We start from the raw sequence: 13809 nt of genomic DNA on the forward strand, positions 1-13809 counted from the left end.
ACCAGCGGTAGTTCGTCAAACCGGGGTGGAGATCAAGGGCTCTTCCGGTGGCGACTGCGTCGAGGAGGGCTTGGAGTTCGAGGGGCGGGTCGCTGCTGAGCGTGACGGCACATGAGGTCGTTGGTCACATGTACTCAGCTGGCCAAGTTCTCGTGGGCACTCGGCACCAGCGTGCTTCGTTCGGCCGGTTCCGAGGACTTTGAGAGCGGCCACTGCCGACGGATCACCGGAACGGCGAGCATCACGACCGAGCTGAGTACAGTCCACGCAGCACCGAGCCATAGGACCTGCGCGGCTCCTGCCCAGGCAGCTGCCGGAGCCGCCCACAAGTACCCCAGCGTCATGCACAACACAGTGGCCACTCCGTCGTATGCGCTGACCCGCGAAAGAGTCTCGGTGGGAACATCGACCTGCAGGCAGCTGGTCCACAGAATGGACAGCAAGGCGAACCCGGCCCCTGACAGCAAGGCCCCTGCGACCAGCACGTACACAGGCATTCGTACGGCGAGCATGACCGCGAACGCACCAAGTCCGAAGGTGCAGAAGACCGAGGCCAGTAGCGGGCGGCGGAACGTCAAGCGCATTCCCGCGAGCCCGCCAAGGATCGCGCCGGCACCATCGGCCGCCATGACGATGCCCCACTGATGAGCACCACCCTCGCCACCGACGAGCACCACGCCCAGCACCATCACCGGCCCCAGGACCAAGGTGCATGTCAGGGAGGTGTACAGGAGCAGCGACCACAGCCATGTGCGTGAGCTGAATTCTTGCCATCCATCCCGCAGCTGTCGCCAGAACGACTCGTCCTTCGGGCGACTGATGTGGGTCGGCTGCTTAACACGCAGCTTGAATATGAGCCATGCGCTCAGCAAATATGTGAGCGCGTCGATGGCGATTGCCCAGACAGGGCTGGTGAACGCGACCAGAGCTCCGCCGAGAGCTGGACCAAGCAGCGAACCCACCGAGTTAATCGTTGAGCGGAGCCCGTTGGCCTCCTGCAGTCGACTGCCGGTCACCAGCTCCGGCAGAATCCCGTAGAGCGCTGGGGTGAAGAACGCCGAGGTTATGCCGAGTAGCACTGCGAACGCCACGAATCCGGCAATTGGCAGGCCCGTCGTGAGGAGCAGTGCGACGACGATGAGTCCGACCATCGAGCTGGTCAGATCACTGCCGATCATGGTGACCCGGCGGCCCCACCGGTCCGCGAACACGCCGCCAACCAGCAGAAATACCATGGCAGGTGCGACCTGGGCGCCGAGCACCAATCCCACACCGCTCGCGCCGCCACCGCTTTCCAGTACGGCAAACGACAGGGCTATGGGCGTCATCCTGCTGCCCAGTACCGTCGAGGCCTCAGCCGCGAAGAGCAAGCGGAGGTTTCTTTCCCTGAGGAGCCCCGACGAAGGCCGTGCAGTCTGACGGTTCCCCACCCGTGTCCCTCTCTCAATGACCTGCCCCCGCTTGGTCCGAGGGCCGCCTCACGATACCCCGCGCTCAGGGGGCCCGCCGACTGCCTTGATCTTCGTGTAAGCCCTGGTCACGTTGCTTGTTTGTGCTGACGCCGGGGGCTACGGGTTGTCGGTTGCACGATCGCCGCAGTAGCCGGCGAGGACGTTGATCCCTTGCCGTTCGATGAGCTTGATCCTCGTGCTGACCGGACTGGCTGAGACCGAGGGTGAGCCAACTACCCTTGTACGCCACCGACTTCCTTCCGGCTGAGGGGATCCGGGCAGAACTGGATCGCGGCATCCTGACCAACTTCGCGACGTCCAGCCTGGACCAGCTCGTCACCGCGATGAAGCGCGGACTCGAGCAGCTGCGGTACCGGCCGGACCTGATCGACGACTGCCTCGCCGGGAATGCCCTGACCCGCCCACCACCGTGACTTCACGCGTTAAAAATCAATAAAGATGGTGGGTTGAGGTGAATTGTCCAATCGGCATATGACACAGAGACGTTAAGATCGCCTATCTCATTCATTCAACCGTGAAGGGCACTGATGTGAGCTGGAATGACTCCGCCGCGTCGTTGGCCGGCGGTGTCGACGGCCCAGGTCTGCTCCGTGACCTCACCGGGGTCGTGCTCGACGCGTTGGCCGACGGCGCTCGCGATCGTGGCGGACCGTTGCCCCATGGCGGCCCGGATGCTGTCCAAGCCGATGTACGCAAGGTCTGGCCCATGGCCCTGCCCGAGCATGGCACCGGAGCGGACGAGGCACTGCGCACCCTGGTGCACGCCGTTGCCCAAGGCTCCGCCGACCCGGCGGACCCGCACTGCGTGGCCCATCTGCACTGTCCTCCGTTGGCCGTCGCGGCGGCCGCAGACCTGGCCGCCGCGGTGCTCAATCCATCGATGGACTCCTGGGACCAGGCACCCGCCGCCACGGTGATCGAGGAGGGCGTGGCCACCGCGCTGGCAGGGCTCGTGTATCCACGGGCAGTACACGCCGACGCCCTCATCACCAGCGGGGGCACCGAGTCCAATCTCGTAGCGCTGCTGCTGGCCAGGGAACGAGCCCGTGATCGGGGAGCCGCGGCACTGCAAGTGGTGTGCGGAGCCAACGCCCACCACAGCGTGGCTCGCGCGGCATGGACTCTGGGGCTGCCCACGCCGTTGGTGGTGCCATGCGCTGACGGGCGCATGGGCCCCGCGGCCCTCGACCGGTTGCTCGCCGTACATGGGCGGACGGCACCCGTCCTCGTCGTGGCCACGGCCGGTACGACCGACCAGGGAGCGATCGATCCGTTGCCTGAACTGGCGGAGGTTGTCGCCAGATATGGCGCGGAACTGCATGTGGACGCGGCCTACGGAGGGATGCTGCTGTTCAGCGACCGCCATACCCACCGCCTCACGGGCCTGGAGTCGGCCGCCTCCGTCACCCTTGACATGCACAAGCTTGGTTGGCAACCCGTCGCAGCGGGAGTCCTCGCCGTACGGGATCGGCGGATGCTGGAGCCTCTCGCCCTCCAGGCCGACTACTTGAACGCAGACGACGACACGGAGACTGGGCTTCCCGATCTGCTGGGGCGCTCGATCCGTACCTCGCGCAGGCCCGACGCCTTGAAGATCGCGGTCACACTGCGGGCGCTCGGCCGCAGGGGTCTCGGTGATCTGGTCGACCGGTGTATCAGCCAAGCCGAAGAGTTCGCGCAGGCGGTCGCCCAGCATCCCGGACTCCGCCTGCACCCTGATGGAGTCGGCATCAGTACAGTGCTGTTCCGGCCGCTTGCCGCCGACGACCTACCGGGAAATGAAGGCGATGAACTGGTCGCGGCAGTACGACGCGAGCTGCTCTCGGACGGCCAAGCCGTGCTGGGCAGAGCCCGAAGCGGCGGCCCAGAAGGCGACACCCGACTCTGGCTCAAGGCCACTCTGCTGAATCCCCGGACCGGCCCGGCCGATTTGGACCGGCTGCTGGGCCTCGTCGCCGACAGTGCGTCCGTCGCATGCAGAACCCCCCACACCTTTGGAGAAGAGCCGTGACCACCACCAACACCGAGGAAGAGCCTCTCGACCTCCTGGGGGTGGGGATCGGTCCCTTCAACCTGTCTCTCGCCGCACTCGCCGACGGGCTCCCGGAGCTGCGGACCGCCTTCCTCGAGCAGCGCGCGAATTTCAGGTGGCACTGGGGAATGATGATCGAGGGATCGACACTCCAGGTGCCTTTCCTGGCCGATCTGGTCAGCCTGGTCGATCCGACCAGTCCCTGGTCGTTCCTCAACTACATGCGCAGCAGGGAACGGCTCTTCCCGCTCTATTTCGCCGAGCGGTTCCACATACAGCGCTCGGAGTACGACGCGTACTGCCGCTGGGTCAGCGAACGGCTGCCGGGCTGCCGCTTCGGTCATACCGTGGACACGGTGCGCTGGGACGCCGGACGCGGGGCTTTCGAAGTGGACTTCACCTTGGTCCGCGAGGGGGGCGAAGCGAGCGGGGCGGGGCGACTCTTCGCGCGCAATCTCGTTCTGGGTGTGGGAACCACACCCCGCGTTCCCAAGCCACTGACCTCCTTGGTGGAGGATGAGTCAGTACCGGTCTTGCATTCTGCGGACTACCTCGCGCACCGCGAGCGACTGCTCGACGCGGAACACGTCACCGTGATCGGTTCCGGACAGTCCGGCGCGGAGGTTTTCCTCGATCTGCTCCGCCGACGTCCTGTAGGCCGCGAGAAGCTGACCTGGATGACGCGCACCTCCGCGTTTGCGCCCATGGAGTACAGCAAGCTGGGCCTGGAGCACTTCACCCCCGACTACACCCGCTACTTCCACGGTCTCACCGAGTCCGTCCGGGACCAGCTGGTGCCGCAGCAGTGGCAGCTCTACAAGGCCGTCAGCGGAGAGACCCTTGGGCAGATCCAGGACGAGCTGTACCAGCGTTCCATGCACGGTGACTGGCCGGACGCGACGCTGACGCCCGGCGTCGAGCTGCGCTCCATCGAGCGCAGAGGTGATCGACTCGAACTCCAGGTTGCACAGCGGGAGCAGAGGGAGACCCGATTCCTGGCCACGGATGCCGTTGTCTTGGCCACCGGATACGCGGAGCGCCCTGCCAAGGGTCTGATCGAGTCGCTGCTGCCGCACCTTCGCACGGACGGCGCCGGCCGCCCGCAGGTCGACGAGGAGCACCGTCTTGTCCTCGACGAGGCGATCGGCGGCTCCGTCTTCGTACAAAACGCGGAGCGCCACACGCATGGCGTGGGTACCCCAGACCTCGGGCTCGCCGCCTGGCGCAGCGCCGTCATCCTGAACTCGGTGAGCGCCGGATGTGCCTACCGGCTACCTGAACGGACCGCCTTCACCACCTTCGGCCTGAGTGGGCGTTAAGTCCGGTCTTCCTCGGTTCGTGATCGCTCGATCGTGGGACTGATCACTGTCCGGGCCGCGCGGTACGGCATGTGCATGTGGAGATCCGGCGCGTCAGCGGTGTTCGACCGGTGCCCACGAGAGTCCGACTGCTCCGGTTCTCTCCGATCTGCCGGTGGCGGCGGACAGTTCGGCTGCCGCACTGGTGGCTCAGTCGAAGGCGCCGCCGTCGGTGCTCTCCACTCCTGATCTGCATCCGTCTCAGATATCACGGACATGGCAGATCCCGTCCTATGAGGTCTTAGCCTCGCTGGACTCAGTTGTCTATGTCCGTCTCGGCATCCCCGGATATCGGTGTGCGTGCTGTTGCCGCAGAACAGGAGTAACGACGCATGCCGTCGTCCATCACTTTGCTTATCACCGGTGCCAGCACCGGTCTTCTCGCCGGTGGCGCCTCATGTGCCGCCGTACAAGGGGGCCTTCTGGCGGGTGCGGTCGCCCGGCGTGACCCTGCCCGTGCCGGTGCCCCCACGTCCACCGGAAGGCGGCCGAAGGCGGCAGGCTGTACGACCGTGACGGCGCGGGCCACGGCGCCCGGGACAGCATCCCTAGGGCGTGTGAGCGCCTTCCTCGCGGGCAAGCTGCTGTCCCACACGGTCCTTGGGGCCTTGCTGGGCGTGTTCGGTTCCGCGTTGCAGCCTAGCCCGCGCGTCCAGGCCGGGTTGGTCGTGGCCGCCGGTCTGCTGATGGTTCTCTTCGCCTTGGATCTCTTCGGGGTGAAAGTAGTGAGCAGGCTGGTCCCGCGGCCTCCGGCCTCGTTCGGGCGGCTGCTACCGCGCAGCGCCAGGACCGAATCAGCGTTCACGCCCACGCTGATCGGTTGTGCCACGGTGCTCGTGCCCTGCGGAGTCACGCTGTCCATGGAACTGCTGGCGATCACCTCGGGGTCGCCGGTGGCCGGGGCAGCGGTCATGTTCGGGTTTGTCGTGGGAACGGCCCCGCTGTCCGCGGCGCTGGGCTATGTATTCCAGGGCGCGAGCCGTGCGTTGTCGGGCCGGCTGGCGGCACTGACCGGTGTGGTGGTCCTGGCAGTTGCGGGCTGGACCGTGGCCTCCGGACTGCAGGCCGGGGCATGGATATCCTTCGACTTCCCGGACGGGGCCACCACGACCGAGCCGTTCACTGGCGAGGTCGGTGATCAGAGCGGCCCCGGGACGGGGTCGGGCAGCGGAGAAGGGGCGGCGGGTACCGATGCCCCTGTACGCGTCGATGCCTCCGGTCGGCAGATCCTCACCCTGACGGTGACCGACTTCTACGAGACCACCCATTTCGCCGCCGAGGCCGACGTGCCCACCACACTCGTGCTCCGCGGCAAGGACTCGGGTGGCTGCGCCCGCGCCTTCACCATCCCCGAGCTCGGCGTTCAGGAGATCGTGAAGGAGAACGGCGACACGAAGATCGATCTGGGCACCCGCAAGGCAGGCAGCCTGCGCTTCTCCTGCGCCATGGGCATGCGGACCGGCACCATCGACTTCCTGCCGAAGGGCCCGCACACATGAATCCATTCCGCCCAGCAGCGGGCTAGTCATCGACGATGACCTGGAGACGTCCCCAGCCTGCGCTCCTTCAAGCACCCGATGAGTTGCCCGTCGTCGTAGTCGAACTCGGCCACGGCGCGCAACTGCACGGCGGCCCAGTCGTACATCCGCTGCCCCTTCGCGCCCGGGCCGCAGGAGCGGCGCTCCCACGCCTGGTCGTGGGCCTGATCGAAGACGTGATCGATGCGCGGGCCGGCGAGGGAGAACTGTGACTTGGGGACCGCGAGCACGTAGCCGACGCCGGCCAGCTCCAGCATCCGGCGAAAACGCCCTCCTGGCCGTAGGCGGCATCTGTGGTCACCCAGGCGATCGGCAGCGGGGATGAGAGAGCACGCAACACGACGGCCCTGGCCAAAGTGCCCTTCGTGGCGGACTCGCGCTCGGCAGGCACCCGGGCGGCATGACATCGGTCCGGGTCACCCGTCCAGGACTTGGGCAGATACAGCTCCCGGTCCACCAGCGCGCGTCCGGCGGAGCTGGGGTAGGCGGCGAAGACACCGATCTGACAGTTCTCCGTGCGTCCGGCGGTGTCGGAGTACTGCCGTTGCACCCCGGCGGAGGTGGTGCCTTTCTTCACGAACCCGGTGTCATCGATGATCAGCACACCGTCTTCGCGGCCGAGTTGCTCAGCGATGTAGGTCTGCAGGTCGTCACGTATCTCGTCCGCGTCCCAGCGGGCGCGGGGGAGCAGGTGCTGCAGGCCATCGGGGGTGGTGTGGCCAGCCTGCTCGGCCAGTTGCCAGCTGTTCTTGCGGGCCACCGGTGCGAGCAGGCCACGGACGTAGTCACGCATGCGGCGGCGTGGTTCGACGCGGCCGCAGCGGTGGCCGATGTCGGTGAACAGGTTGTCGAGGTGTCGGTCCCAGTCTCGGGTGCGCTCACAGTGCTCACCGGCGATGACTGCCCAGGCCAGGGGCGTCCTCGTCGGCGGGAGCACTCGTTCGAGGGGCGGGAGCACGGAACCCGCCCGTGACCGCCGATCGGCCGCTACACTCCCACCGCTCGACGTTTCCCCAGGTCAAGCGTCAAAGTCCTGCTGGAGTACTAAGCGCGTAGCTCCTGAGCTTCTTCGAAGGCACCCCGATCGCGGACGTTCGACGCCAGGCGAGATGGGGCTCCATCCGCCGTGCCGGCGAGGTACTTCTCCGCGTACACGGCGATGAGTTCCAGTACGTACGCAATATCCGCTATGGATGTTTCCGGATTGAGCAGAGTGAACTTGAGGTGGTGACGGCCCCTGACGACAGTAGCGGCGATCACGGCCACGCCTGCGGAGGAAAGCATCTCCCGTGCATGCAGATTGGCCCGGTCCACCGCCTCGGGGCCGGCTGCGCTCCGCGGCTCGTAGCGAAAGACCAGCGTGCTGAGCGTAGGCCGGGTCACAACGTCGAACCGCCGGTCCCCCGCCATGAGCCTCCAGGCATGGTCCGCGCGGTCCACGACCTCGTCGAACAGCTCCCCGATGCCCTCGGCCCCCATGACCCGAAGCGTCATCCATAGCTTGAGCGCATCGAAACGGCGCGTCGTCTGAATGGACTTGTCCACCTGGTTAGGAATGCGCTCCTCAAGACGGTGCGCAGGGTTGAGGTAGTCAGCGTGCAACGTGACGTACCGGAGCATCTCCCGGTCGCGGACAAGTACCGCGCTGGAACTGACGGGTTGGAAGAGGGACTTGTGGAAATCGACCGTCACCGAGTTCGCTCGTTCCACACCCTCGAGAAGGTGGCGGCGCCTGCCGGATACGAGGAGTCCACAACCGTACGCGGCGTCGACATGCAGCCAGACGCCCCACCGCTCGCACAGCTCAGCGATGGCTGGAAGAGGGTCAATGGATCCGAAGTCGGTCGTTCCCGCCGTCGCCACCACTGTTGCGGGGACCAGTTGCTCCTGAGCGCACCGCTCAAGCTCCGCGGCCAGCGCCTCTGGCCGCATACGCATGTCACCATCGCATGCGACGGTGACGACGGCCTCACGGCCCAGTCCGAGCAACGCCGCCGCCTTGACGACGGAAAAATGGCCGCTCTCCGATGTCAGGACACGCAGCCGGGGCAGCACCTCCACATCGCGCAGGGGTTCCGTGGAGGCTTCCCGCACCTGGCGGCAGGCCTCGTCCCGCGCCATCATCAACGCTTGGAAGTTGGACTGTGTGCCTCCGCTGGTGAACACGCCGTCCGCAAGAGGGCCGAAGCCGACCCTTCCGGCGGCCCAGTCGATCAGACGCCGCTCGATGAGGGTGGCGCCGGCGCTCTGGTCCCAGGTGTCCAGCGAGGAGTTGACTGCGGACAGGACCGCCTCCCCGACCACTGCGGGTATCACAACCGGGCAGTTGAGATGAGCGAGGTAACGCGGATGGTGGAAGTAGACGGCGTCCCGGAGGTATATGTCCTCCACCTCGTCGAGTACCTCGGCCAGGTCCCCAAGCGGCTGCTCCAGATCGATGGCCGCGATGTCCGGCTCCAGCTCAGCGGGAGAGATGCCGGTGAAGGGCCGTTCCACCTCCTGAAGCCTGGTCGCGACGCGTTCGACCCCTTCCACGACCGCGTTCCGGTAATCTTCCGCGGCCGCCTGGTTGAGGAGCTGCGCGTACGGCCGTGAGACGGCTGGTACTGAAGGCGGCAACGGGAACGGTTCGGATTGCTGCAGGAGGGGGTTCATGGGTGCTTTCTTCCGATCAGAAGCCACTTGGATCTAGCGTGTATCCCTGTCCGGCGCCGAGGCGGCGGGCGCGGGTGTCCCGGCCAACGGGTTCAGCTCTCCTTCTTCAACCTGTGCCAGTCCGTGATCACCGGAGCCAGCTCACCTCGCTCCCACAACGGCAGTTGGTCATGGTGATGCGGGCCGGCGGCACCCGAGGCCCCGAGCGGAACGATCCACTTGCTGTTCTGACGGTCTGCGAGATCCCAGACGTAACGCGCAGCGGGGCCGCGTATGAGGTGACCCTCGACGTCGGCGATACGGGTGGTGGACAGGACGCACTCGGAGTCACCGGCCAACCCCGGCCAGGACACCGCCTCCTTGTCGCGCGCCAGCATCGCCCACGGGGAGAACCGGTGTATCTGCCCCCAAGGCTCCGGTTCGGGGCCGGAGGCGGCTTCTTCAAGGGCAGCTCGCACGAGGGCTGTCCGGTCCACAACGAAGGGCGCTTTCCCACCCAGGAAGTTGTCGAGGCCGGCCGCGACACGGGGGGCGAGGAAGAGCCACGGAAGGAAGACGTCCGGGTACGGGGCGGGTTCGGCGAGCGCAGCCAGCTCCGGTTGAGCCGCAAGTCGCCGGACGGCCGCGGACCTGACTCTCGCGAAGAGGGTCGCCTCCGTGCTGTCGGCTGTCATTCGGCGGTCCCACCGCAGCAGTCTGTCCCGTACTCCCAGGGCTGGTCCTTCGAGTCCCGTGAGCTCGCCCAGCACCTCCAGCAGTGGCGCGGCCGAACCCGCGTAGGTGTCGACATGGATAGCCGCCATGTCGTCGGCGGTCCAGCTCTTTCCCTCTCCCAGGAGGGCGCGGATGCGGTCCGCCCGGTAGGACGGTGCGAACTCCACTCCGAGTGGTGCCGCCACGCCGCGCTCATTGGCCATCACCGACACACCGTCGACGTCCGCGCGAGGCAGTGAGCGCCAGCCCCGCCACTCGTGACCCCGCTCCCACGCCGGGACGGGTTGGAGAACATTGTCCTGAGCCCGCTCGGGAACGCGACCTGCGACCCGGTGCAGCACTGCGCCAGCGGTGTCTGCGGCATGCACGACATTGACGGGATCGACCCAGTACTCAAGCGCGGCGTCCACGTCGGCGACGCAGGTTGCTCGCAGCAGCGCGGGCAACGCGTCGAAGCCCGCGTCACCGCCCGCCCGCGGCGCGTACCTCAGGCTCACGGCCTCCGCGTCATCCGGACCACCAACCACCACGGGGCCGCGCGCGGTCTCGACGACCTCGATCTCGACGGGCTCACCACCCGCCACGCTCACGATCTCGACCTGCGCCTCGGCCGGCTCCCAGCCATCCGGCCCCAGTGCCTCCACTCCCTGAGTGCCACGCCTGAGCCGTTCTCGATAGAGGTCCTGGCAGTCGGCCATGGCATTGGTGATGGACCAGGCCGCATGACCGGTGTGGCCGAAGTGCGGAGTGCCCGGAACGCCGGGCACAGCGAAGCCCACGACGTCGAACTCGGGGCACGCGAGACGGATCTGCTGGTATACCCCGGGGACCTCAATGACGCGGTGCGGGTCGCCCGCGAGAATCGGCCGCCCCGAGAGTGTGCGGTCACCGGCCACCAGCCAGCCATTACTGCCCGCGGTGTCGGTACCAGCCGCGGCCAGCAGCCCGATGTTTTCGAGACCCAGAGAGCGAGCAACTTCCCCTCGCCATAGCTTGGTTGGGAAGCCGGTGAACAGGATATGGGTGGAGAGCCAGATACCCAATGGCGTCCAGCGCTCCCAGTGCCCGGGACGCAGTCCGACCTCGTCGAACTGAACCGCCCCGCGTATTTCTGCCTCTTGCAGACCGGAGTTCACGCCGTCCACATATGCTTCGATCCAGGCCTGCGTCTCTGGCTGCAGGGCGTCGAAGCAGCGTTTGGCGGTATCCACCAGTCTGGCCCGTCGCGCGAAGATGTCCCACTCGAGCGCGTCGGCCCCGAAGGCAGCGGCCGTCGTGCCCTGGAAGCGATGCCGTTCGACCTCGATCTGCCACCCTCGGTCTACGGCGGCGTTCTGGCCCTGAGCGAAAGCGAGTTCCAGAAAACTGTCGGCGCGCAGATGAGGAATCCCCCACGCGTCCCGGAAAACTTCGCTGCTCACGCCTAGCCTTTCCTGCTCCGAATGGGGGATATGGTAAAGCATTTCAAGCAAGAGAGGCATAGGGGATGTGTGGCCTGCCTCACACCGGGGCGAACCCGGTCTCAATGTCCGCTCCGTAAACGGTCCATTGCGCTCATACAGCTCTGCTGAGCCCCGGTTGGCACTGATCCCTGCTGCTTTCCGCCTACCTCACGGTCAACCTAGCTTGGTCACACGTCAGCAACCAAACCACCTTCATTGCCAGGACACCATGCAGATTCGCCGTCTCCCCCGCGGCCTGGGACGGTGACAGAGACCGCCGTCACCAGTCCCCCGTTCCGCGTGGTACCTACCGAAGAGCTAGTAGTGCTTGGTCATGTTGGTATGGGTTCTGGCATGTCGCGGTGACAGGTGGGGCAGGCGCCGGTCCAGACTGCGAGGAGTAGTTGTAGTTCGCGGGCGACCTTGTAGAGGCTCAGGCCGACGCCGTCTCTTTTGGGGATCGGGTGATGCGCTGCAGGGTGCAGAAGGCGTGGGCGGCGGAGACGAGGGGACGTGGTGGTGCCAGCCTCGCCAGGGGCGGCCTTCGAAATGGGCCAGGTCCAGGGCCTGCTTCATCTCGCGGTAGTCGTGCTCGATGCGCCAGCGCAGTTTCGCGGTGCGCACGAGGGTGGCCAGCGGGGTGTCGGCGGGCAGGTTGGACAGCCAGAACTGCACAGGTTCGGGCTCGGTGGCGGGCCATTCGGCCAGCAGCCAGCGCACGGGCAGTTCCAGGCCGTCGGTGCTCTTGCGGATCTCGCGTCCGGCGGGCCGGATCCGCAGGGCCACAAACCGCGAGTACATCCGCTTGACGCCGCTGCGGCCGCTGCCCGGGCGGGAGCCTTCCCGCCACTGCACCGGCCGGGCTGCTTGCTTGCCGGCAGCGATGACGAGCTTCTTCACCGTCTGGGCTGGCTCGGGGTAGACGGGCTGGGGCCGTGGACCACGACCGCCGTAAGGCGGGACGTGCGGCCGGGCTTCTTCCCGGTGGGCGGTGGTCGTGGGGGAGATGCCGACCGCATAGCTGAGTTCGCGTTCTTCCAGGCCGAGGCGGAAGGCTGCGGCATCGCCGTAGCCGCCGTCGGCGACGACGAGCGGAACCTCGATGCCCCACGACCTCGTCTCGTCGATCATGTCCAGGCCCAGCCGCCACTTCTCGACATGACCGACCTCTTCGGGGATGCCGCACTTCGCGCGGCGGGCCACCTTGGCCGGATCAGCCTTCGGCGAGGAGGGGTCCCAGCTCTCGGGCAGGAACAGGCGCCAGTCGACGGCAGCCGATGCCGCGTCGGAGGCCAGATGCAGCGACACCCCGGCCTGGCAGTTGGTGACCTTGCCCGCCGTGCCGGTGTACTGCCGCGCCACGCACGCCGAGGCGTCCCCGTCCTTGAGGAAGCCGGTGTCGTCCACGATCAGCGCGGTCGGCTTGATCACCTGCTGCATCCGCCAGGCGAGGCGGGCACGCACATGCGCCGGGTCCCACGGGCTGGAGGTGATGAAGTGGACCAGCGCCTGCCGGTTGCCGTCTTCTCCCAGACGAGCGGCCATCGGCTCCACCGCCTTGCGCCGCCCATCCAGCAGCAGCCCTCGCAGATAGACCTCGCCCCACCGGCGCTGATCCGCCCGCGCGAACGGTTCGAACATCTCCGCCGCGAAGTCCTCCAGATCACTCCGGACCGCGGCCAACTCAGCGAACACACCTGACCAAGCACTACTAGTACTCCAGCCGTAGTTGTGGATCTTGAGGGCTGAGACGGTGCGGGGACGGGTGCGGCCACCGGTGATCATCGGTGTGTGAAGACTGAAGATCAGGCGGTGGCCGCAGGTCACAGCGTAGGCCCTGCCCGCTGGGACGAAGACTTCGAGGGGCTGATGGAGCGGATAGCCGGACGGTTCGCTCGCGCCGAACCCCGGCGCCGGGTCGGCAAGTTCGTCCGTGGCCTGCTGGCCGACCTCCCCCGCAAGAACTGCTGGGCAATCGCGGAGTGGGCCCGGTGAGCCCACCCCGGACGGCATGCAGCACCTGCTGGAGCGGGCCAAGTGGGACGCGGACGCGGTCCGCGATGACCTGCGTGAGTACGTCGTCGACCACCTCGGCGCCAAGGAGGCCGTCCTGGTCGTCGACGAGACCGGCGACGTGAAGAAGGGCAATGCGACCGTCGGGGTGCAGCGCCAGTACACCGGCACCGCGGGGGCTTGTACCTGAACCCGGATCCACCGGCTTGATTTCGGAGTGATCGTTTCGGGTGGTTCAGGGCTTTTCAGGTGGCGGGTGGTGGTGCGTGCGTGAGGTCGAAGAGCTGGTGGAAGTCGTCGGCCAGGGCCAGTGTTGGGGCAGGTGAAGGGTGAGGTAGCGGGCCGAACGTGCCAGCCGGGCCGGCACGTTGATCAGGTGGGCGCGGATCGTTGCGGTGGTGGCCTTGGCGTGGAGGTCTGGACGCAGTTCTTGTTCGAGAGGCAAGAGGCGAAGCGATTGACGCATCATAGATTCGAACTGCGGTTCCCGAACTGGGGTCATGACGCCTTCTCCAAAGTGGGTAAGTCGAGCATTACAGGTGCACGCAACTCACTCACCGAATCGTGCCGACCCGATAGCGCGAG

General features: G+C 66.8%; 7 protein-coding genes and 3 pseudogenes. 5 read left to right on the forward strand and 5 right to left on the reverse strand.

Annotation, left to right across the window (positions count from 1 at the left end; genetic code table 11):
• Positions 1–134: 134 nt before the first annotated feature.
• Positions 135–1430 (reverse strand): MFS transporter, encoded by a 1296-nt coding sequence (locus ACOBQB_RS33560; RefSeq protein ID WP_423597164.1) that lies wholly within the window; start codon positions 1428–1430, stop codon positions 135–137.
• Positions 1431–1690: 260 nt separating this feature from the next.
• On the opposite strand from ACOBQB_RS33560, the gene ACOBQB_RS33565 reads away from it, so the two are divergent.
• The 4 genes from ACOBQB_RS33565 (at position 1691) to ACOBQB_RS33580 (ending at position 6361) form a co-directional block, all read left to right on the forward strand.
• Complete coding sequence (locus ACOBQB_RS33565; protein WP_423597166.1) at positions 1691–1885, forward strand: transposase; 195 nt, start codon at positions 1691–1693, stop codon at positions 1883–1885.
• A gap of 101 nt (positions 1886–1986) precedes the next feature.
• A complete protein-coding gene (locus ACOBQB_RS33570; RefSeq protein ID WP_423597168.1) occupies positions 1987–3483 on the forward strand; it encodes a pyridoxal phosphate-dependent decarboxylase family protein in 1497 nt (498 codons plus the stop codon).
• A complete protein-coding gene (locus tag ACOBQB_RS33575) occupies positions 3447–4823 on the forward strand; it encodes a lysine N(6)-hydroxylase/L-ornithine N(5)-oxygenase family protein (protein WP_423597170.1) in 1377 nt (458 codons plus the stop codon). Before ACOBQB_RS33570 ends, ACOBQB_RS33575 begins: the two co-directional genes overlap by 37 nt.
• A 371-nt stretch (positions 4824–5194) precedes the next feature.
• The gene (locus ACOBQB_RS33580) at positions 5195–6361 is read left to right on the forward strand and encodes a sulfite exporter TauE/SafE family protein (RefSeq protein ID WP_423597172.1); all 1167 of its coding nucleotides are present in this window, start codon (positions 5195–5197) and stop codon (positions 6359–6361) included.
• Between the two features lie 92 nt (positions 6362–6453).
• Here ACOBQB_RS33580 and ACOBQB_RS33585 read toward each other — a convergent pair.
• The 4 genes and pseudogenes from ACOBQB_RS33585 to ACOBQB_RS33600 all read right to left on the reverse strand — a co-directional run.
• Positions 6454–7244, reverse strand: a pseudogene (locus ACOBQB_RS33585) (IS701 family transposase); the annotation flags it as partial.
• A 200-nt stretch (positions 7245–7444) separates the two neighbouring features.
• On the reverse strand, positions 7445–9055 hold the full coding sequence (locus tag ACOBQB_RS33590; RefSeq protein WP_423597174.1) for a pyridoxal phosphate-dependent decarboxylase family protein: 1611 nt from the start codon (positions 9053–9055) through the stop codon (positions 7445–7447).
• Between the two features lie 92 nt (positions 9056–9147).
• On the reverse strand, positions 9148–11190 hold the full coding sequence (locus tag ACOBQB_RS33595) for a penicillin acylase family protein (RefSeq protein WP_423597176.1): 2043 nt from the start codon (positions 11188–11190) through the stop codon (positions 9148–9150).
• Positions 11191–11644: 454 nt separating this feature from the next.
• Positions 11645–12852 (reverse strand): annotated as a pseudogene (locus ACOBQB_RS33600) (IS701 family transposase).
• Positions 12853–13080: 228 nt separating this feature from the next.
• Between ACOBQB_RS33600 and ACOBQB_RS33605 the strand changes: the two are divergent.
• Positions 13081–13402, forward strand: a pseudogene (locus ACOBQB_RS33605) (transposase); the annotation flags it as partial.
• Between the last annotated feature and the right edge of the window lie 407 nt (positions 13403–13809).

This window comes from Streptomyces sp. G5(2025) (assembly GCF_049542075.1).
Lineage (GTDB): Bacteria > Actinomycetota > Actinomycetes > Streptomycetales > Streptomycetaceae > Streptomyces.

What these genes read in the sequence shown, in the direction of transcription:
- ACOBQB_RS33575 (WP_423597170.1), top strand. Translation starts at nt 3,447, where the DNA reads ATGCAGAACCCCCCACACCTTTGGAGAAGAGCCGTGACCACCACCAAC.
- ACOBQB_RS33590 (WP_423597174.1), bottom strand. Translation starts at nt 9,055, where the DNA reads ATGAACCCCCTCCTGCAGCAATCCGAACCGTTCCCGTTGCCGCCTTCA.
- ACOBQB_RS33580 (WP_423597172.1), top strand. Translation starts at nt 5,195, where the DNA reads ATGCCGTCGTCCATCACTTTGCTTATCACCGGTGCCAGCACCGGTCTT.